The sequence below is a fragment of the Modestobacter sp. VKM Ac-2983 genome (assembly GCF_026967885.1).
Taxonomy (GTDB): Bacteria; Actinomycetota; Actinomycetes; order Mycobacteriales; family Geodermatophilaceae; genus Modestobacter.
Map to the genome: position 1 here is coordinate 1,144,001 of NZ_JAPVBK010000001.1, position 19,472 is coordinate 1,163,472.

20 protein-coding genes and 1 tRNA gene are annotated in these 19,472 nt (G+C 73.9%); 10 read left to right on the forward strand and 11 right to left on the reverse strand.

Features of this window, described 5'->3' with window-relative positions; genetic code table 11:
* The first annotated feature begins 17 nt into the window (after positions 1 to 17).
* The gene (locus O2W18_RS05530) at positions 18 to 281 is read left to right on the forward strand and encodes a hypothetical protein (RefSeq protein ID WP_269186549.1); all 264 of its coding nucleotides are present in this window, start codon (positions 18 to 20) and stop codon (positions 279 to 281) included.
* 10 nt (positions 282 to 291) lie between these two features.
* On the opposite strand, the gene O2W18_RS05535 is transcribed toward O2W18_RS05530, so the two are convergent.
* A complete protein-coding gene (locus O2W18_RS05535) occupies positions 292 to 2,679 on the reverse strand; it encodes a SpoIIE family protein phosphatase (protein ID WP_269186550.1) in 2,388 nt (795 codons plus the stop codon).
* Between the two features lie 166 nt (positions 2,680 to 2,845).
* On the reverse strand, positions 2,846 to 4,042 hold the full coding sequence (locus O2W18_RS05540; protein ID WP_269186551.1) for a PucR family transcriptional regulator: 1,197 nt from the start codon (positions 4,040 to 4,042) through the stop codon (positions 2,846 to 2,848).
* A gap of 146 nt (positions 4,043 to 4,188) precedes the next feature.
* Between O2W18_RS05540 and O2W18_RS05545 the strand changes: the two genes are divergently transcribed.
* On the forward strand, positions 4,189 to 5,121 hold the full coding sequence (locus tag O2W18_RS05545; RefSeq protein WP_269186552.1) for a proline dehydrogenase family protein: 933 nt from the start codon (positions 4,189 to 4,191) through the stop codon (positions 5,119 to 5,121).
* A gap of 55 nt (positions 5,122 to 5,176) precedes the next feature.
* Positions 5,177 to 6,802 carry an L-glutamate gamma-semialdehyde dehydrogenase gene (gene pruA / locus O2W18_RS05550; RefSeq protein WP_269186553.1) on the forward strand — a complete coding sequence of 542 codons (1,626 nt, stop codon included), beginning with the start codon at positions 5,177 to 5,179 and terminating at the stop codon, positions 6,800 to 6,802.
* 109 nt (positions 6,803 to 6,911) lie between these two features.
* On the opposite strand, the gene O2W18_RS05555 is transcribed toward pruA, so the two are convergent.
* The gene (locus O2W18_RS05555; RefSeq protein ID WP_269186554.1) at positions 6,912 to 7,460 is read right to left on the reverse strand and encodes a gluconokinase; all 549 of its coding nucleotides are present in this window, start codon (positions 7,458 to 7,460) and stop codon (positions 6,912 to 6,914) included.
* Positions 7,461 to 7,518: 58 nt separating this feature from the next.
* Here O2W18_RS05555 and O2W18_RS05560 point away from each other — a divergent pair, with 58 nt between their 5' ends.
* Complete coding sequence (locus O2W18_RS05560; protein ID WP_269186555.1) at positions 7,519 to 8,694, forward strand: MFS transporter; 1,176 nt, start codon at positions 7,519 to 7,521, stop codon at positions 8,692 to 8,694.
* Positions 8,695 to 8,697: 3 nt separating this feature from the next.
* Here O2W18_RS05560 and O2W18_RS05565 read toward each other — a convergent pair whose 3' ends face one another.
* From O2W18_RS05565 to O2W18_RS05575, 3 genes are read right to left on the reverse strand one after another with little or no spacing between them, the layout of a single operon-like run.
* Positions 8,698 to 9,069, reverse strand: a complete 372-nt coding sequence (locus O2W18_RS05565) for a hypothetical protein (protein ID WP_269186556.1) — start codon at positions 9,067 to 9,069, stop codon at positions 8,698 to 8,700.
* A 20-nt stretch (positions 9,070 to 9,089) separates the two neighbouring features.
* Complete coding sequence (locus tag O2W18_RS05570) at positions 9,090 to 9,884, reverse strand: enoyl-CoA hydratase/isomerase family protein (protein ID WP_269186557.1); 795 nt, start codon at positions 9,882 to 9,884, stop codon at positions 9,090 to 9,092.
* Positions 9,885 to 9,916: 32 nt separating this feature from the next.
* A complete protein-coding gene (locus tag O2W18_RS05575) occupies positions 9,917 to 10,642 on the reverse strand; it encodes a GAF and ANTAR domain-containing protein (RefSeq protein ID WP_269186558.1) in 726 nt (241 codons plus the stop codon).
* A gap of 327 nt (positions 10,643 to 10,969) precedes the next feature.
* On the opposite strand from O2W18_RS05575, the gene O2W18_RS05580 reads away from it, so the two are divergent.
* Positions 10,970 to 11,707 (forward strand): GAF and ANTAR domain-containing protein, encoded by a 738-nt coding sequence (locus tag O2W18_RS05580; protein ID WP_331254055.1) that lies wholly within the window; start codon positions 10,970 to 10,972, stop codon positions 11,705 to 11,707.
* Between the two features lie 298 nt (positions 11,708 to 12,005).
* Here O2W18_RS05580 and O2W18_RS05585 read toward each other — a convergent pair.
* Positions 12,006 to 12,081 (reverse strand) — tRNA-Lys (locus O2W18_RS05585).
* A 200-nt stretch (positions 12,082 to 12,281) separates the two neighbouring features.
* Between O2W18_RS05585 and O2W18_RS05590 the strand changes: the two genes are divergently transcribed.
* Positions 12,282 to 13,484 (forward strand): L,D-transpeptidase, encoded by a 1,203-nt coding sequence (locus O2W18_RS05590; protein WP_269186559.1) that lies wholly within the window; start codon positions 12,282 to 12,284, stop codon positions 13,482 to 13,484.
* Between the two features lie 10 nt (positions 13,485 to 13,494).
* Here O2W18_RS05590 and O2W18_RS05595 read toward each other — a convergent pair whose 3' ends face one another.
* Positions 13,495 to 14,037, reverse strand: coding sequence for a DUF1353 domain-containing protein (locus tag O2W18_RS05595; protein ID WP_269186560.1), 543 nt, complete (start codon positions 14,035 to 14,037; stop codon positions 13,495 to 13,497).
* 137 nt (positions 14,038 to 14,174) lie between these two features.
* Between O2W18_RS05595 and O2W18_RS05600 the strand changes: the two genes are divergently transcribed.
* The 4 genes from O2W18_RS05600 to O2W18_RS05615 are packed head-to-tail and all read left to right on the forward strand — an operon-like array spanning position 14,175 to position 15,940.
* Positions 14,175 to 14,531 (forward strand): DMT family transporter, encoded by a 357-nt coding sequence (locus tag O2W18_RS05600; protein WP_269186561.1) that lies wholly within the window; start codon positions 14,175 to 14,177, stop codon positions 14,529 to 14,531.
* Positions 14,528 to 14,848 carry a DMT family transporter gene (locus O2W18_RS05605; protein ID WP_269186562.1) on the forward strand — a complete coding sequence of 107 codons (321 nt, stop codon included), beginning with the start codon at positions 14,528 to 14,530 and terminating at the stop codon, positions 14,846 to 14,848. The genes O2W18_RS05600 and O2W18_RS05605 overlap by 4 nt, the downstream gene beginning before the upstream one ends.
* 43 nt (positions 14,849 to 14,891) lie before the next feature.
* Positions 14,892 to 15,290: an ArsR/SmtB family transcription factor gene (locus tag O2W18_RS05610; RefSeq protein ID WP_269186563.1), complete on the forward strand. Its 399-nt coding sequence runs from the start codon at positions 14,892 to 14,894 to the stop codon at positions 15,288 to 15,290.
* Positions 15,287 to 15,940, forward strand: a complete 654-nt coding sequence (locus O2W18_RS05615; RefSeq protein ID WP_269186564.1) for a cation diffusion facilitator family transporter — start codon at positions 15,287 to 15,289, stop codon at positions 15,938 to 15,940. Before O2W18_RS05610 ends, O2W18_RS05615 begins: the two co-directional genes overlap by 4 nt.
* A gap of 81 nt (positions 15,941 to 16,021) precedes the next feature.
* Here the strand turns inward: O2W18_RS05615 and O2W18_RS05620 are convergent, their stop codons facing one another.
* From O2W18_RS05620 to O2W18_RS05630, 3 genes are read right to left on the reverse strand one after another with little or no spacing between them, the layout of a single operon-like run.
* Complete coding sequence (locus O2W18_RS05620) at positions 16,022 to 16,783, reverse strand: energy-coupling factor transporter transmembrane component T (protein ID WP_269186565.1); 762 nt, start codon at positions 16,781 to 16,783, stop codon at positions 16,022 to 16,024.
* Positions 16,783 to 18,537, reverse strand: a complete 1,755-nt coding sequence (locus tag O2W18_RS05625) for an ABC transporter ATP-binding protein (protein ID WP_269186566.1) — start codon at positions 18,535 to 18,537, stop codon at positions 16,783 to 16,785. Before O2W18_RS05625 ends, O2W18_RS05620 begins: the two co-directional genes overlap by 1 nt.
* On the reverse strand, positions 18,534 to 19,283 hold the full coding sequence (locus O2W18_RS05630; RefSeq protein ID WP_269186567.1) for a hypothetical protein: 750 nt from the start codon (positions 19,281 to 19,283) through the stop codon (positions 18,534 to 18,536). The genes O2W18_RS05625 and O2W18_RS05630 overlap by 4 nt, the downstream gene beginning before the upstream one ends.
* Positions 19,284 to 19,472 lie beyond the last annotated feature (189 nt).

A 19,472-nucleotide genomic window follows, 5' to 3' on the forward strand; every position in this document is an offset into this window, starting at 1 on the left:
CCAGGTAGGAGCAGGGCATGAGCGAGAACCCAGACCCGGCCCTGCCGGACTCCGGCATGGCCACCGGCAACGACGAGGGCGAACCGGGGGAGCAGAGCCGGGCGCCCCTGACGCCGGAGGAGCAGCAGCAGCTCGCAGCCCTCCAACAGCCGGCCGACGGCGAGGCCGAGCCCGCCGTGGAGGACGGCCCCGAGGTCGCCGCCGCCGTCGCCGACGACGCGCCCCTCCCCGGCACCGGCGGCCCGCCGGACGGGCTGACCCCGGAGTTCACCGACCGCTGACGCCCGGGTCTCAGGCGGGCTGGTCCTGCGGCTTGAGCCGCACGGTGACCAGCGCGACATCGTCCTCCGCGCGGTCGGGCAGCATCCGGGCCAGCAACTGGTCGGCCAGCTCGTCGACCGGCTCCTGCCAGACCCGGCCGAACTCCTCCCGGAGCCGTTCCACCCCGGCGTCGAAGAGCTGGTCGCGCCGCTCGACCAGCCCGTCGGTGTAGAGCAGCACGGTCGACCCGCGGGGGACGGTCAGCACGTGGTCGCGACGCGCGGCCGTGGCGTCGACGCCCAGCAGCAGGTCGGCACGCGCCCCGTCCAGGACCTCGACCTGCCCGTCCGGGCCGGCGACCACCGGCGGCAGGTGACCGGCGTTGGCCCAGCGCAGCCGGGTGACCCCGCGCCGGCGCTCCTCCGCCGTCTGCTCCAGGCGGGCGACGAGCACCGACGCCATCGTCTTCAGCTCGAGACCGGCCATGGCCCGGTCCAGCCGGTGGAGCACCCCGGCGGGGCTGTCGTCGCTGTCGTAGGAGATGCCGCGCAGGAGCCCGCGCAGCTGGCCCATGCAGGCCGCGGCCTCCGTGTCGTGCCCGACGACGTCCCCGATGACCAGCATGGTCGCGCCGTCGGGCTGCTGGAAGACGTCGTACCAGTCGCCCCCGACCTGGGCCTCCCGCGCCGCCGGCACGTAGCGCACCGCGAAGTCCAGGTCGTCGCGCTCCGGCGGCGCGGACAGCAGGCTGCGCTGCAGGGTCAGGGCGGTGCGGGCCACCCGCCGGGAGCGGGCGTAGAGCGCCTCGAGCAGGTTGTTGCGCAGCTCGCCGGCCTCGGCCAGCTCCGCCGGGCTCCACGCCTCCGAGCGGTCGCGCACCGTCTCCCGCCACCGGTCGAAGGACTTGCGCGGGGAGAGCCGGATGGAGTCGCCCTCTCGCTCGGCGATCGCCTTGTTGTGCGGGTCGCCGCCCCAGTCGACCGAGTGCACCTGCTCGCTGCGGGTCCAGATCACGTACTGCCCCTCGGGCAGCGGCAGCGCCAGCACGCCGCAGGCCAGCTCCGCGGGGACGTCCAGCTGGGGTGCGACCAGCGGCAACCGATCGGTGCTCACGACGTCGCCGGACTGCTGCCCGGCCCAGCGCGCCAGCGCGCCGGCCACCTCGGGGGACAGGGGGACGCCGGCGCCGCCGGTGTGCCCCTGCAGGCTCACCACCACGGAGGAGGCCGGGACGACGTCGAGCAGGCCCGGGCGGCCGAGCACCGTCTCCGACAGCGGCCGGTCCTCGTCCAGCGCCGCAGCGGTCAGCCACGCCATCGTCGACCGGACCCGCAGTGCCCGGCGGTGCTCCTCGTCCTCGGCGCGGTCGACCAGCCGCAGCGACAGCGTCGAGCCGAGGAACTCCGCTGCCGCGCGGGTCGCGTACGGCGGGGCGTGCGTGCCGGTGTAGTGGTGGCAGGCGATGAGGCCCCAGAGCTTCTCGCCCCGGAGCAGCGAGATCGACATCGAGGACCGGACGCCCATGTTCTGCAGGTACTCGCAGTGGATGGGCGAGACGCTGCGCAGCGTGGAGTAGGTGAGGTCCAGGGGCCGGCCGGTCGACGGCAGGTCGACCGGCTCCAGCGGCGACGGCGTGTAGCTGACGTCGGAGATCAGCCGGACCCAGTTCTTCTCGTACAGCGCCCGGGCCTGGGCGGGGACGTCCGAGGCCGGGTAGTGCAGCCCGAGGAAGGAGTTCAGCTCGGGCAGCTTCGCCTCGGCGACGACCTCACCGTTGTAGTCGGCGTCGTACCGGTAGACCATCACCCGGTCGAAGCCGGTGAGCGCCCGCACCGCCTCGGCGGTGATGTCGTAGAGCTCCTGCAGCGAACCGGCCCGGTTGAGGTCGGCGATCGTCCCGCGCACCGCCTGGTAGGTGTTCGGGAAGGAGAACGGCCGCGGCCCGTAGGCGGGCTCGAGCTCGACGACCAGCGTGCTGGCCGAGGCGGTCACGACCTGGCCGTCGACCGACGAGGCGGCCGCCGGGCTGGGGAGCGTGCTGCCGTCGGGGCTGTGGATCGCCCGGTGCAGGATCGCGTCGACCGGGCACGGCGTGCCGTCGCAGTCCAGGACCAGCTCGACCGGGTTGCGCTCGCGGAGGTCGCCGAAGGCGCTGGCCGACCGGGCGATCGCCCCCGCCGGACCCACCCCGATCACGTCGGCGAGCGGGCGGCCCAGCGCGTCGTCCCAGGCCGTGCCGACGACGTCGGCGAGGTTGCGGGACACCTGGCGGACCACCATGTCCGGCTCGCTGACCGCCAGCAGCACGCCCCGCGGCTGGATGCTGCCGGGCACGTGGATGGGCTCGCGCTCGCAGTTGCTGAGGTCGACCGGCTCGCCGGGCGCCAGCCAGGGGCCCGCCTGCAGTTGGTCCGTCACGCAGTGGCCCCGTTCGTCGCCGGAGTGGAGGCCCGCCGCTCTTTGACGGGGTGGTGACCGGCCGTCCCGGAGGGCGGGCGACGGAACACGTCGGCGTTCGCGGCCGCCCGGTCCCCGTCGGTCGTGGCGTCGCTCCCGGCCCGGGCAGACGCTCGTCGTGCAGAGTTCATGAGTCAGCCGAGCTTAGGTCACCGGTGCGGCCGGGGGGTTCCGGAACTGGGTTCGCCGACGTGAGCCGCGCCGCACGGACACCCAGGTGCAGCAGCAGCCGGTCGGCCCCGTCGGCGAGGTCCAGCCCGGTGAGCTCGGCGATCCGGCCGAGCCGGTAGTAGAGCGTCTGCCGGTGGATGCACAGCTGTGCCGCCGCCCGCTGCGGGCTGCCGGCGCAGTCCAGCCAGACCTCGGCGGTGCCGGTGAGCACCGGGTCGGTGAGCAGCCGCGCCAGCGAGGGGTCCGGACCCGGCAGCGCGGCCACCTGCCGCCACGCGCCGAGCTCGGACCAGGACGCCGCCGGGGCCAGCCGGGGGTCGACGGCGGCGACCCGGGCCGCGGTCCGCGCCTCGTGCCACTGGGCGGGGAGCTCCAGGCAGCCGCGCCGGGGGGTGGCGACACCGGCTGTGCTGCCCGCCGGGAGCCGGGCGAGGGCGGCGGCGCTCAGCGCCCCGGCCGGCCGGGTGTCGGCGTCCCGGGACAGGGGCAGCAGCACGGCCACCGCGACGCCGTCGGTGCCTGCGGGGAGCGCGGCGGTGACCGCGCCGGCGCCGGGCGGCGTCCAGCCGGTGGGCAGGCCCGCGGCGGCCGGGCGCAGGGCCACCAGCGTCACCGTCGTCCGGTCGCCCCCGAGGGCGTCGGTCAGCTCCCGCACCGCCCGTCCGGGTGCCGTACCGGTGAGCACGGCGCGCAGCGCGGCGGACAGGTCTGCGGTGCCGGGGCGGCCCTCCGCGAGCAGCCGGCCCGCCTCGGCGGCCAGCGCCACCGCCTCGGCCAGGCCGGGGGCGGCCGGGTCGCCGACGTCGGTGCGGCCCCCGTCGAGCAACCAGAGGTAGCCCTGCAGCCGCCCGCTGGCGCGCACCGGCAGGCACAGCCGGGTGAGGATGCCGGCCGCCGGGTCGGCCGGTACCCGCAGCGGGTCGGTGGCGTCGGCGATGCCGAACTCCTCGAACCGGCGGCGCACCTCCGGCGTCGAGCCCCGGCCCAGGATGGAGCGCGCCCGGACGGCGTCCATCGTGGTGCCGGGGTCCCCGCCCCCCGGCTCGCCGTGCGCGCAGAACGCGAGCATCGTGAAGTCGCGGTCCTCCAGCGTCGCCGGGGCGGCGAGCAGCCGGGAGACCTCGTCCACCAGGTCCTGCAGGTCGTCACGCACCGGGAGTTCCTCTCGCCGTCTCAGACGATCGTACGAGGGTGTCCCGGCGAGTCCCGACATCTGTCGATGGTGCGCAGCGGGTCGGCGTCCCTAGCGTTCGGGGCACCCCACCACCACGCTGAACACCGCCCCGTCGGAGGCGCCCCGTGCTCACCCAGAAGGCACTCCTCGCCGCCGCCCGCCGCCCGGGGCTGCGCAAGGTGGTCACCGGCACGCCCGTCACCCGCCGGGTGGTCGAGCGCTTCGTCGCCGGGGAGACCCTGCCCGAGGCGATCGAGGTCGTGCAGTCGCTGGCCGCGGACGGCCTCGCGGTCACCCTCGACCACCTGGGCGAGGACGTGACCGACCGCAGCGAGGCCCAGCGCACCCGGGACGCCTACCTCGCCGCGCTCGAGGCCCTGGCGCCACTGGACCTGGGCCGGGCCGCCGAGGTCTCGGTGAAGCTGTCCGCGTTCGGCCAGGCGCTCCCCGTCGGCGGCGAGGACCTGGCGCTGGAGCTGGTGCGCCCGGTGGTGGAGCTGGCGACCTCGCTGGGCACGACCGTCACCCTGGACATGGAGGAGTCGCACACCGTCGACTCGACCCTCGGCGTCCTGGCCGAGCTGCGCCGCGACCACCCCCGCACCGGTGCGGTGCTCCAGGCGATGCTGCGCCGCACCGAGGACGACGCCCGCGCCCTCGCCGTCCCCGGGTCGCGGGTGCGCCTGGTCAAGGGCGCCTACCACGAGCCCGCGTCCGTCGCCCACCAGGACAGGGCCGCCGTCGACGACGCCTACGGCCGCTGCCTGGAGACGCTGGTCCGCGGGCCCGGGTACCCGATGGCCGGCACGCACGACCCGCGGTTCGTCCAGCAGACGCTCGACCTGGTCGCCGAGACCGGCCGCAGCACCGACAGCTACGAGTTCCAGATGCTCTACGGCATCCGCCCCGACGAGCAGACCCGGTTGGCCGCCGAGGGGCACACCGTCCGGGCCTACGTGCCCTACGGCGCCGACTGGTACGGCTACTTCATGCGCCGGCTGGCCGAGCGCCCGGCCAACCTCCAGTTCTTCCTCCGCTCACTCGCCACCAAGTCCTGACCCGCTTCCACCAAAATGGCCATTTTGGTGCCACCCGTCTCCTGAGGAGCACCCCATGGACGCCGTCACCCAGGTCCCCGCGCCGCACAACGAGCCGGTGCGCGACTACGCCCCCGGATCCCCTGAGCGGGCCGCGCTGCAGCAGCGGCTCACCGAGCTCGCCGCCTCGCCGGTCGAGCTGACCGCCACCGTCGGCGGGCAGCAGCGGATGGCCGGGGGAGCCGCGTTCGACGTCGTCGCCCCGCACCGGCACGCCCAGGTGCTCGGCACCTCGGCCGCCGCCACCGCCGCCGACGCCCAGGAGGCGGTGCGCTGCGCCAAGGACGCCGCCCCCGGCTGGTCGGAGCTGTCCTTCGACGACCGGGCCGCGGTCTTCCTCCGGGCCGCCGACCTGCTGGCCGGGCCGTGGCGGCAGACGCTCAACGCCGCGACGATGCTCGGGCAGAGCAAGACCGCCTACCAGGCCGAGATCGACTCCGCCTGCGAGCTGATCGACTTCTGGCGCTACAACGTGCACTTCGCCCGGGAGATCCTCGCCGAGCAGCCGGTGTCCGGTCCCGGGGTGTGGAACCGCGTCGACCACCGCCCGCTGGAGGGCTTCGTCTACGCGGTCACGCCGTTCAACTTCACCGCCATCGCCGGCAACCTGCCCACCGCGCCGGCCCTGATGGGCAACACGGTCATCTGGAAGCCCGCCCCCACCCAGCAGTTCGCCGCGCACTTCCTCATGCGGCTGCTCGAGGCCGCCGGCCTGCCGCCGGGCGTGATCAACATGCTGCCGGGCGACGGGGTCGCCGTCTCCGACGTCCTGCTCGCCGACCGCAACCTGGCCGGCATCCACTTCACCGGCTCGACCCCGGTGTTCCAGCACCTGTGGCGCACCGTGGGGGAGAACATCGCCGGCTACCGCGGCTACCCGCGGCTGGTGGGGGAGACCGGCGGCAAGGACTTCATCGTCGCCCACCCCTCCGCCGACCCCGACGTGCTGCGCACCGCGATGATCCGCGGCTCCTTCGAGTACCAGGGGCAGAAGTGCTCGGCGGCCTCACGGGCCTACGTGCCGCGCAGCCTCTGGGGCCAGATCCGCGACGACCTGATCGGCACCGTCGAGGAGCTCCCGATGGGCGACGTCACCGACTTCTCGAACTTCATGGGCGCGGTCATCGACCGGAAGTCCTTCACCAAGCTGTCGACGGTGCTCGAGTCGGCGAAGGACGACGACGCGCTCACCGTGGTCGCCGGTGGCACCGCCGACGACAGCGAGGGCTTCTTCGTCCGGCCCACGGTCATCGAGGGCACCGACCCCGGACACGAGGTCTTCACCACCGAGTACTTCGGCCCGGTGCTGGCCGTGCACGTGTACGACGACGCCGACTACGACCGGGTGCTGACCCAGATGGAGTCCGCGGCGCCCTACGCGCTGACCGGCGCCGTCATCGCCCAGGACCGGACGGCGATCGACCACGCGCGCCGCTTCCTCCGGCACGCCGCCGGCAACTTCTACGTCAACGACAAGCCGACCGGCGCCGTCGTCGGCCAGCAGCCCTTCGGCGGCGGCCGCGGCTCGGGCACGAACGACAAGGCCGGCGCGAAGCAGAACCTGCAGCGCTGGACCAGCACCCGCGCGCTGAAGGAGACGTTCGTCCCGGCGACCGACCACCGCTACCCGCACATGGGCTGAAGGACCCCCTTGCCCCCCACCGCTCGCAAGCTCGCGGCGGGACCCTGCAAGGGGGCCGACGAGCCGACCTCGGTGAGTGGCTGCCGGCCACTCACCGAGGGCGCGGTGCTCAGCTGGGGAGCTGGATCTTGCGCTCGTCGCACAGCTCGGCGAGGAAGTCGCGCACGGTCTCCTCGACCGAGCCCTCGCCGGGTACGACCGCACCCGGCTCGTCCTCGCCCAGCGGCTCCAGGGTGTCCAGCTGGCTGCGCAGCAGGGACGGCGGCATGTAGTGCCCCTGGCGATTGGCCAGCCGCTCGGTGAGGGTCTCCTCCGAGGTGTTCGCGTGCGCGAACCAGACCGAGGGGTGCCCGTCGCAGAGCAGGTCGCGGTAGCTGCGCTTGAGCGCGGAGCAGGTGAGGATGAACGACGTCCCGGCGGCCTCGTGCTCGCCGATCAGCTCGGCCATGCGGCGCAGCCACGGCCAGCGGTCCTCGTCGTCCAGCGGCGTGCCACCGCGCATCTTCTCGACGTTCTCCGGCGGGTGCAGGTCGTCGCCCTCGATGAACTCCCACTGCAGGCGGCGGGCGAGCTCGTTCGCGATGGTCGACTTGCCGGAGCCGGAGACCCCCATGACGACGATCGAGGTGGTCGCCGGGATGCTGTCCGTGGTTTCCATGCCCCTGACCGTAGGGAGTCGGGGGACCAGTTGGTAACCGGGGACGGGGGCAGACCACGTGACGACGACGGAGCGGCGGAGTTCGCTGTGGCGGCTCCCGGCCGTCCGGTCCCTGTTCGCGCTCAACGCGCTCGGGTTCCTGAGCTACTCGCTGCTGCTGTCCGCGCTGCCCGCGCACGCCGCCGGACTGGGTGCCGGGCTCACCGCTGCCGGGGCGGTGACCACGGTGTTCCTGGTGGCGACGGTGCTCGCCCAGATGGTGGTGCCGGCGCTGGTCGCCCGGTTGGGCATCGGCCCGGTGCTCGCCGGGGGGCTGGTCGCCCTGGGGGCACCGTCCCCGCTGTACCTGCTGGCCGACGACGTGCGCTGGTTCGCCGTCGTCTCGGTGGTGCGCGGTCTGGGGTTCGCGGTGCTCACCGTGCTCGGCTCGACCATCGCGGCCCAGGCGGTGCCGCCCGCGCGGCGCGGTGAGTCGATCGGCATCTACGGGCTGGCGATCTCGGTGCCGACGCTCGCCGCGGTGCCGGGCGGGACGGCGCTCACCCTGGCCGGCCACTTCCCGTGGGTCGCGGCGATGGCGGCGGCACCGGTGCTCGCGCTGGTGTTCGTGCCGGGGCTGGTGCGGGCGCTCGGCCCGCCGGAGGTGCCCACCCCGGGTGGGTCGCGGGCGGCGGTGTGGGCCGCGGCCGCGCCGTCGCTGATGCTCTTGGTGGTGACCCTGGCCGGCGGTGGGCTGGTGACCTTCCTGCCGATCGAGCTGCCCGACGGTGCGTTGGCGGTGGTGGCGCTGCTGGTGTTCGGGGTGAGCACCGCCCTGTGCCGGTGGGGTGCCGGGCTGCTCGTCGACCGGCTGGGTGCGCGGGTCCTGCTGCCGGCCACGCTGGCCAGCGGGGTCGCCGGGATGCTGCTGGTCGCGCTGGGGCTCCGGGTGGCGGGCGCCGGTGGGGCCACGGCCGTGCTGACCGGGGCCTTCGCGCTGGGCGTCGCCTACGGCGCGGTGCAGAACCTGACCCTGGTGATCGCGCTGGCCCGGGCCGGCGCCGGGCAGACCACGACGGTCAGCGCCGTGTGGAACGCCTGCTACGACACCGGCACCGCGATCGGGGCGCTGGCCGTCGGGGCGGTCGCGACCCAGGTCGGCCTGCCGCTCAGCTACGTGTTCGTGGCGGTGCTGCTCGCCCTGGCGCTCCCGCTGGCGGTCACGCTGCCCCGGGCGCTGCGCGCCGCACGCTGAGTCTCAGCCGGTGGAGGCCTGGCCGCCCAGTCGCTGCCGGGCCGCCTCGGCCAGCTGCTCCACGGTCTGCACCTCCGCGGCGGCCTCACGCAGCCAGGTGCGCAGCCCGTCGACGTCGAACCGGTTGCGGTCGCGCAGCTGGCCGAGCAGCACCTGCCGGGCGCTGGCCTGGGCGCGCATCGCCGTGGGCAGCGTGCGCCCGGTACGGCGGGCCCGGGTGGTGAGGCTCGCGCCCAGGAAGACCAGTTCGCGGACGTCGGTCAGGCCGGCCAGGAGCGCCTCGGCGTCCTCGGGCCGGTCGTCGGCCAGCAGCTGGAGGTACTCGTCGGCACGGCGGGCGCCGGTGTCGGCGGGGGACTCGGACGGTGCGGTCACCCCTCCACTGTCCCTGGGCGTCACCGCCCTGACCACTGCGGGGGGCGCTTCTCCAGGTAGGCGGCGATCCCCTCGCGCCGGTCCTCGCTCAGGTAGGGGTTCGGGCCGACGTCCAGCCGCAGCGCCGCAGCCAGCGGCAGCTCGAGCCCCTTGACCGCGGTCTCCTTCATCCGGCGCACCGACAGGGGCGCGTTGGCGGCGATCCGCTCGGCGAGGGTCAGGGCTGCGGGCAGCACCTCCTCGGCCGGGACGACGTGGTTGACCAGCCCCCAGCGGGCGGCGTCCTCGCTGGTCACGTACTCGCCGGTGAACAGCATCTCCAGCGCGATGCCGGTCGGGATCCGCTTGGGCAGCACCACGGACCCGTAGTTGGCACCCATCCCGATCGTCGCCTCCGGCAGGCCGAGCTTGATGCCGGGGGCGGCGATCCGGATGTCACAGGCCAGCGCGAGCTCGAACCCGCCGGCGACCGCGTGCCCGCTGAGCGCGGCGATCACCGGTACGTAGGTCTCGCCCAGCACCTCGAACAGGGTGCGGCCGGGGCGGTTCATCGGCGGCCGGAAGGGCTCACCGCGCTCGTCGCGCTCGCGGATCTCCTTGAGGTCGAAGCCGGCGCAGAACGCCGGGCCGTTGCCGGTGAGCACGACGGCGCGGACGGCGGCGTCCTCGGCGCAGGCGAGCAGTTCGTCCACCAGGTCGGCCTGCAGCGCCGTGGACAGCGCGTTGCGCCGCTCGGGGCGGTCCAGGGTCAGCACGCGGACGTGCCCCCGGGTCTCGGTCACCAGTCCGGACTCGCGGCGCTGCGGTTCGCTCATGGCCGCGATCCTCCCGCGCCGGGCCCGGCGGGTCAGGCGGAGGGCAGCTCGCCGGTCTGCACCAGGTGATCGGCGATGTCGCGGACCTTCGTGTTGCTCTCCATCGACAGCTTGGCCAGCGCGGAGAACGCCCGGTCGGCCGGCCACTTGTACCGCTCCATCAGGATGCCCTTGGCCTGGTCGATGACCGCCCGCGAGTCCAGGGCGGCGCGGAGGTGCTCGGCTCGTTCGATGGCGGTCTCGTAGAGGTACATGTTCGACACCGGGACGACGGCGTAGGCGGCGAACCGAGCGGCCAGCTCCCGGGACCGCTGGTCCAGGGGTGCGGCAGTACGGGCGTAGACGTTCAACCCGCCGCTGATCAGCTCCTGCGGGGGCAACGGGAAGGAGAGCAGGCTCCGGCAGCCGCGCTGGGCGGCCAGCTTCGGGAAGGCACCCCAGCGCTCGTCGGTGCCGGTGTCGACGACCTCGACGAGCCGGCCGGTGGTGGCGGCCTCCAGGCAGGGACCCGCGTCCTGCGCGTACTGGGCCTGGTCCAGCTGGCGGGCGAGGGGGTGGCTCGCGGCGGGGGTGGCGGGCCTGCCGTCCCCGATGATGGTCACCGAGGTGACCGGTTCGCCGGGGAGGACCTGCGCGGCCAGGTCGGTGACCTTCTGCAGCACCGACTCCAGCGAGTGCTCGGCGAAGGACATGCGACCCAACTCGTCGAAGGCGCGCTGGACGACGTCGGCGTCGGGATCGGGGGTGGGGCGAGTCACGGTCGTACTCCGGCGTCAGATGTGCACCGGACGTCGCTCGTGCCGGCGGTGAAGGGCCCCGGGTTTCTCGGGGCTCAGCTGTCGTGGGGTGCGAGACCCCGTGCCGCACGCCGGCTGTGTGACGGTGTGGCCCGACGAGCATAGCCAGCCGCAACAACGGCCCAGGTGGAGCGCCCTGACCGGGCTCCACGGCAGGTACGGTGAACAGCGGTGCCCGGGTGAGCCTGGGCGTCAGTGCGTCAGACAGCGGCGTGCACGCGAGCGGGGCCTCAGTGCGGGGCCCTCGCCGAGGTTGTCACCCCGGTGCTCTAAAGACCGGAGTCTGACGTGTCCATCTCTGACCGGCCTCTGACCCGTGACGCCACCGAGGCGCTCGAGCGCCTGGGCAGCCTGGCTCTGCGTGACCACTCGATGGAGTCGGTGCTGCAGACCGTCGCCGACCTGGTCAAGCAGGTGCTGCCCGGCGAGATCGAGGCCTCGATCTCGCTCCTGGTCAACGACAAGGCGACGACCACCGTGTACACCGGCAAGCTCGCCCTGGACCTCGACGAGAGCCAGTACGGCCGCGGCCACGGCCCCTGCCTGCACGCTGCCGCGACCGGCGAGCTGGTCGAGATCCACGATGCGCGCATCGAGGACCGCTGGCCCGATTACGCCCGGGCCGCCTGGGAGCGGGGCAGCGGCAGCTCGCTGTCGGTGCCGCTGCCGATCCAGGAACAGATGGCCGGCGCGCTGAACATCTACGCCCGGGAGGTGCACGGCTTCGGCGAGGAAGCGCGGTCGGCCGCCGTGCGGTTCGCGCCGTACGCAGCCGTCGCCGTGTCGAACATGCACGCCTACGAGAGCGCCCGGCACATGGCGGAGAACCTGCAGGTCGCGCTGGAGTCCCGGGCGGTGATCGACCAGGCCAAGGGCATCCTGATGGAGCGGCACAAGCTGACCGCCGACCAGGCCTTCCAGGCGATGGCGGCGGTCTCCATGCGGCGCAACCGCAAGGTGCGCGACATCGCCGAGACGCTGGTCCGGACCGGGGAGTTCCACCCCGACGGGCCGCTGGCCGGCTGAGCGACCGCTCTCGTCATTCCGGTTGGGCTGGGACGAGGGCGGGCAGAACGGAGCAGGGTCGTCTGCGTGCCGGCACACAGAGGACCTCAGGTTCGGTGGTCGAGACCACGGCCACCGAGCCGCCCCATCCGCGGACGGCGCCCGGCCCGAACACCTCGTGGCTGCGTCGTCCCCCTGACCCCGGGCCGGCGTGGCCGCCTGCCCGGCCGGACGGCGAGGCACATCCCGAACACCGCGTCGTCTGCCCAGCAACGACGAAGCGGCCCCGTCCCGGAGGACGGAGCCGCTTCGTCGATCGTGGTGCGCCATCAGGGACTCGAACCCCGAACCCGCTGATTAAGAGTCAGCTGCTCTGCCAATTGAGCTAATGGCGCGTGTCGCTCGACGTGGTCGGGCAACAGGAGAGGACTCTACACGCCGATCGGCATCCACCGTCCGGTGGGGCAGGGTCATCCACGTCACGTGTTGTGGCAGACAACGAACTGTCAGCAGACGCGTGGACACTGGGCGACGGTGCACGACGCCCGCCGGGAGGGTCCCGGTCGGCGCGCACCGGAACAGGGGACAGGTCTTCGTGGGTTCGCAGCAGGCGAGACGGATCGCGGCACTGCTGATCGCGGCGTTGCTCGCCGTGCTGGCGGGTTGCTCGGGGTCGTCGTCCGAGAGCCTCCCGGACGAGGAGGCAGCGGTACCGACCGTGGCTGCCGCTTCGGTGTCGGTGAACCTGGTCGACGGCGCCGTCGACGTCGCGCCGACCGCCCCGCTGCAGGTCACGGTCACCGGCGGCGAGCTGGGGGAGGTCACGGTCGCCGACGACGCCGGTGCCGAGGTCGCGGGCAGCGTCGAGCCCGATCCGGCCGACCCGTCGACCGTCGTCTGGACGCCGGAGAGCGAGCTGGACTACGGCACGAGCTACACGCTGACCGCGACGGCCGCCAACGCCTCCGCCGAGGAGACCACCGCGACGTCGTCCTTCACGACGGTGACCCCGGAGACGCTGTCCACCCCGGGCATCGGCCCGCTGGACGGCACCACCGTGGGGGTCGGCATGCCGATCCGGGTGTTCTTCGACGAGCCGGTCGCCGACCAGGCCGAGGTGGAGCGCCACCTGCTGGTGACCAGCAGCACGCCGACCGACGGGGTGTGGAACTGGGTGCGCGACGACGAGGTGCACTTCCGGCCCTCCACCTACTGGCCGGCCGACAGCGAGGTGACCCTGGAGGCCGACCTCTACGGGGTCGACTTCGGCGAGGGCATCTGGGGTGAGAAGGACCGCACCATCTCCTTCAGCGTGGGTGAGCGGCACGTCTCCGTCGCCGACGCCGCGGCCCACACCCTGACCGTCCACGACGGCGACCAGCTGGTGCGGACCTTCCCGATGAGCGCCGGCGACGCGGAGAACCCGACGCACAACGGTGCGCACGTCGTCCTGGAGAAGTTCGCCGACATCACCATGGACTCCTCCACGTTCGGCCTGGCCGTCGATGCACCCGGCGGCTACCGCACCGACGTCCAGTACGCGACGCGCATCTCCAACAACGGCGAGTTCGTGCACGCCGCCCCGTGGTCGCTGGCCGACCAGGGCTCGCGGAACGTGAGCCACGGCTGCATCAACCTGGCCACCGAGAACGCGAAGTGGTTCTACGACTTCTCCCAGCCCGGAGACGTCGTCGAGGTCGTCAACTCGATCGGCGGCACCCTCACCGCCGCCGACGGCGACATCTACGACTGGGCCATCCCGTGGGCGGAGTGGACGGCCGGCAGCGCCCTGTCCTGACCTGGGCCGGTCAGCGCCACACGTCGTGCTCCGGCTCCTCGTCCCGACCTGCCACCACGGCCGTGACCACGGATTCGGCGGCCCGGTAGAGCGTCAACGCGGCCGCGATCACCGCCGCCGGCGGGACGACGATCGGTGTGGCCAGCACCGACAGGGCCAGCACCCGCGGGGCGTCGAGCCACCAGCCCGCCCGGCGCACCGGGTTGGCCAGGGCACCCCAGCGGACGCCGCACCACATCAGCCACCGGCGCAGCGGGGGTACGCCCAGCTCGCGCATCACCCGCCGGAAGACCCCGTCGGCGTCCCGGGCCGAGAGCACCCCGGTGGGCACCCCGACGTCGGTCAGCCAGTCGTGCAGGACGGCGGCCGGGGTGTACCGACCCGAGCGTGGGAAGAGCCACACCACGATGCGGGGCACCGAGGCGAAGTCGGTCCGGAAGCCGGGCGGGACGACGAAGGTGTCCCGGTCACCGCGGTAGACCAGGGGCGCCAGGACCTCCCACGAGGTGTCGGTGGCCCGGCGCACGGTGAGGGCGAGGGAGTCGAAGGGCACCGCCGCAGGATCCCCCGCGTCGCCGTCCCCGGCACCCGCCCACGCCGATCGCCGGCCCGGGCGGGATGGTGGAGTGAGCGGGTGACACCCGGGTGGGGTCCGGCGGACCGTCCGGCGATCGCGACAGGAGGACCTACGTGAACCGGTGGCTGTGGCTGGCCGGGGCGATCGTCGTCGAGGTCGCCGCCACGCTGTCCCTGCGGGCAGCCGTCGAGCAGGCGGCCTGGTACCTGCCCGTGGTCGTCGGCTACGTCGCCTCGTTCCTCCTCCTGGCCGGCACGCTGCGCCGGGGGATGGCCATCGGGGTCGCCTACGGCATCTGGGCTGCCAGCGGGGTGATGCTCACGGCCGTCGCCGCGGCCTTCCTGTTCGGTGAGGCGCTGACCCCGCTGATGGGTCTCGGCTTCGTGGTCATCGTCGCCGGGGTCCTGCTGGTCGAGCTCGGTTCGCACCGTGCCGAGCGCGCCCTCGCAACGCCGGGAGACGGCCGGTGACCTGGGCGTTCCTCGCCGCCGCGATCGCGTGCGAGGTGGGTGCCACCATGTCGCTGCGCGCCTCGGACGGGTTGCGTGACAGGCGTTGGGCCCCGTTGATCGTCCTGGGCTACCTGGCCTGCTTCACCTTCCTCACCCTCGCGCTGCGGGAGGGGCTGGCCATCGGGGTCGCCTACGGCATCTGGGCCGCGAGCGGCGTCGCCCTGACCGCGGTGATCGCGCACCTGCTGTTCCGTGACCCGCTCACTCGGACGATGGGCGCCGGGATCGTGCTCATCGCGGTCGGCGTCCTGCTCGTGGAGCTGGGTGCGCACTGACCGGCAACCAGCTCCCGCCGAAGATGATCGCTATCATCGCCGGATGACGATGATCGACGTGGGAGCCGAGGCGCGGCCGTTGCACCGGGATGGGACCCCACCGGTCGACGAGTCCGCCGCGCTGAGTGCGGCGGCGTGCATGTTCCGCAGCCTGGGCGACCCGGCCCGGCTGGCGATCGTGCGGCACCTGACCCTCGGCGAGCACAAGGTCGTGGAGCTGACCGAGCACCTGGGTCTGGCGCAGTCGACGGTGTCGGCGCACCTGTCCTGCCTGCGCGACTGCGGGCTGGTCGCCTCCCGGCCGCAGGGGCGGGCCTCGATGTGGTCGCTGACGACCGCCCCGGAGCTGCTGGCGCTGCTGGCCGCCGCCGAGCAGCTGCTCGCCGCCACCGGCGATGCGGTCGCGCTGTGCCCCACCTACGGCGAGAGCGGTGGGGCGTGACCAGCCGGTCGCCGGCCCTGACCGACGCGGAGACCGAACGGCTGACCCGCCGCGGGTTGCGCCTGGCGCAGTTCACCGTCGTCTACAACATCGCCGAGGGCGCCGTCGCGATCACCGCCGGTCTGCTCGCCGGGCTGGTGTCCCTGGTCGGGTTCGGTGTCGACTCCGGCATCGAGTCCTTCGCCGCGGTCCTCGTCGGGCTGCGGCTGTCGGCCCGGCTGCGGCACGGCGGCACCGACGAGCGCAAGGAGCGTCGTGCGCTGAAGGCCGTGGCGGTCACCTTCTTCGTGCTGGCCGCCTACGTGGTGATCGAGGGCGTCCGCAGCCTGCTGGGCGGCGAGGAGCCGGACACCTCCAGGGTCGGACTGGTGCTGCTGGCCGCTTCCATCGTGGTCATGCCGCTCCTGGCCCGGGCGAAGCGCCGGGTCGGCCTGGCGCTCGGCGGTGACCCGCTGGTCCTCGCCGACGCGGCCGAGACCCGGATCTGCGTGCTGCTGAGCATCTCCACCCTCATCGGGCTGGGGCTCTACGCCGTGACCGGTGCCGCCTGGCTCGATCCGGTCGCCGGGTTCGTCATCGCGGCCTTCGCCGTCCACGAGGGGTGGGAGGCGTGGGAGGGGGAGCTCGTCGAAGAGGAGGACGACGACTGACGAGATGCCCGTCGGCTGACCTCCGACCCGGTTCCCCGGGCACGGGCGCCTCCCGTCCGTCGCCGGGTCGCCCCGGGGCGGTCAGATGAGCGTCGTCGGCAGCGGGCCCCAGCGGGCGACCGCAGAACCTGCGACGACGGCCACGCCGATCCCGAGGACGGCGACGTCGGCGACGTGCAGTCGGCCCAGCTGGGCGTCCCGGGAGTAGCCGCGGAGCTGCATGGTCGACATCAGCATGGGGCCGCGCCGGACCACGTTGAAGAGCACGGGCAGGGAGACCTGGACCGACTCCGCGATGAACCGGATCGGCCGCCGCCACTCCAGCCGGAGCCCACGCAGCCGCATCGTCTCGGCGATCGAGGCGGTCTCGGTCAGGGTGGTGTAGAGCAGGCGATAGGCCAGCCCGAGCCCGAAGGCCGCCGCGGCCGGCAGCCCCACCCCCCGGAGGCCCCGGGACAGGTCGTCGGGGTCGATGGTGGAGAAGAGGCTGACGCTGACCAGGATCGCCCCCGTCCAGGCCAGGACGAGCCGAAGGTGGGCGCCACCGGCGTCGACCACCCCGGCCCAGTCGCCGGAGGTCACCGATCCCCACCCGCCGATCAGGATGAGCGCCACGAACGTGGGGATGTGGATCGCCCACAGCACGGCCAGCCAGCGCCACGGCGTGCGCGCGAGGACGGCCAGGAGCAGCCCCCCCAGGACCGCGAGGGACATCCACTGTGCGCTGGGCGCCACGAAGATGAAGACGAACAGCAGGCCGAGGAGCAGGACCTTGACCCGAGGGTCGCGCCGGTGGACGACCGTGTCGTGGTCGCGGTAGAGGACGGGGACGCGAGACGGCATCAGGCACCTCCGCCGATCGGTGCAGGCGCCGTCAGAGGTGCGACGGCTGGTGAGGGTTCGGTCGAGGGCGGCCCGGCGCGGTCGGGCGGTGACGCCGCGGACAGCGCCGCCACCAGGTCGTCGAGCGTGCAGGCGTCCACGCCGACGGCATCGGCGAGGACCCCGGCCGTGGGGAGGCCGATGCGACGGGCGGCGAGTTCGGCCCGGCGGGTCGAGCGCAGCAGTTCGCGCACCGGGCCCTGCGCTGCGACCGTGCCGCGGTCCAGGACGGTCACCGTGTCGGCGACCTCCACGACGACGTCGGTGTCGTGCTCGGTGATCAGCACGGCGACCCCGCGGGAGCGCAGGTCGGCCAGGGCAGCCGCGAGGCGCAGCCTGCCCCCGTGGCTCAGCCCGGTCGTCGGGGAGTCCAGCACGACCACGGCCGGCTCGACCACCAGCGCAGCGGCGAGGGCGACGAGCACCCGGTGCGCCCGGGGCAGCAGGAGGGGATCGGCCGGGAGCACGTCCTCGGGCAGGCCCACGAGCCGGCGTACCCGGTCGACGCGATCGTCGAGGCCGTCGGTGCGCCGACGTCGGCGCAGGCTCAGCGCGATCTCGTCGCGCACGGTGCGCTGGGAGAGGGTCCGGTCGGCGTCCTGGAGCACGGTCGCCACTCGCAGGGCCAGGTCCGTGGGGTGCACCGTCGCGGTGTCCTGGTCGTCGACGACGACGGAGCCGCGTACCGGCCGCAGCAGGCCGCAGAGCAGCCGGACGAGGGTGCTCTTGCCCGCGCCGGTGTGGCCGAGCACCGCGTGCACCTCGCCGGGGCGGACCTCCAGGTCCAGGCCGCGCAGGGCAGGGGACCGGTCGGGATAGCCGAAGTCGACGTCCCGCACCTGGATGCGCGGCCGGTCCTCGCGCCACGGGGGCGCCGCCCGGTCGCCGTGGTGGCCGTTCGGTCGGGCGGTCCCCCCGGTGGGCAGGCGGCCGACGTCGCACACGGCGACGCGGAAGGCCTCGGTGGTCAAGGGGCGGGAGGGCAGACGCAGCCGCCGGGCGGCGGCCAGGGTCCCCGGGGTGCCGAGGTCTGCGGCGGCCCGGACGGCGTCGTCGTCGAGCAGCTCCGCGGGTGTGCCGACGGCCCGCACCCTGCCCTCCTCCAGCACGACCAGCCGATCGGCGACCTCGCCGAGCAGCGTGGCGTCCTGCTCCACCAGCACGACGGTGCGGGCGCCCGCACCGTCGCGGAGCAGCCGGAGGACCCCGGCGCGGTGGGTGGCGTCCAGCGACCCCATCACCGTGTCGAGGACCAGGACGTCGGGCTGCGTCGCCAGGGTGGCGGCCAGGGCGAGGAGGACCTGCTGGCCCTCCGACAGCTCCCAGACCCACCGGCCGGCGAGGTCCTCCCCGCCCAGGCCGACGCGTTCCAGGAGACGGTGGGCCTCCCGGACGGCGTCGTCCCGGCTCGCGCCGCGGGTGCGGAGCGGATCGGTCACCTCGGAGAGGGCGCGCAGCTGGGTGAGCTGTCCGTCGGGGTCCTCGAAGACGATGCCCACCGCTCCCTCGACGCGGACCGAGCCGGAGAGCTCACCCCCGGTGATGCCCGGGACCAGCCCGGCCACCGCCATGCACAAGGTCGTCTTGCCCGCCCCCGGCGGACCGACGAGGCCGAGCAGTTCGCCCTCGTAGACCTGGAAGGACACGCCGTCGAGGACCAGGTGCTCGGTGGCGGGATAGCGGAAGGACACGTCGTCGACCTCGATGCAGTTCACGGTCGTCCTCCTCCGGGTGCACTGGATGTCGCACCGGCACCGGCACCGGCCGGGCGGGCGTCGGGTCCACCGCGCGCGCCGGGTGGCTCTCCTCCGGTGCCCCGGTCGTCGGACGAGGGCCCCGGCGAAGACTCCGGTGACGACTCCGACGACGACTCCGACGACGACTCCGGTGCGGGCTCCGGCAGCGGCTCCAAGCGGGGGCGCGGGACCGCCGGTTTCCGGGATCCGTAGTGCTCGTACCCGCGCGGCTCGTAGCCGAGATAGCGGTCGATGCGGCCGTACAGCAGCGGCACCACCGGCAGCAGCGGCAGCGCGCCGAGCAGGATGCCGTCACCGACCACGTTGCCGGCGGCGCTGTAGACGGCGATGGACAGCAGCTCGCCGTCGAAGAGCACGAGGGCGCAGGCCTCGATGACCGCGTGCAGCACCGCGGCGACGAGGGCGGCGGCGACCAGCCGCACCTTGCTCAGCGGCCGCTGCCCCACCAGGTAGCCGGCCGCGGCGAAGCCGACGACGTAGCCGACGGCGCCGAGCGCGTCGTCGGGCTCGTACCCCTCGAGCATGTCCCGGAGGAACTCCCCGGCCATGCCGCCGATCGCCACGGCCAGCACCGGCTTCCCCCACGGCACCAGCACGGCGAGGGCCACCGGGATGAAGAAGGGCTTGACGTCGATGTCGACCGGGATCTCCGGGATGACCTCCACCAGGGTCAGCCCCAGGAAGAAGGCCGTGGTCGTCAGCACCGCGACGATCGTGAGCCGAGAGGACTCTGCCGATTGCATGTGACCACCCACCGTGGGGTCCGAGGGTCTCGTGCCGGGCAGGGACCACGGTTCCCCCGGTGGGTGACGCGAGGGTGAACGACGGCGGGTGCCCCGGTGACGATGCGACGAGGGCCAGTCGGCGTGGCCGCGCAGCGGGCCCCTCGCCTC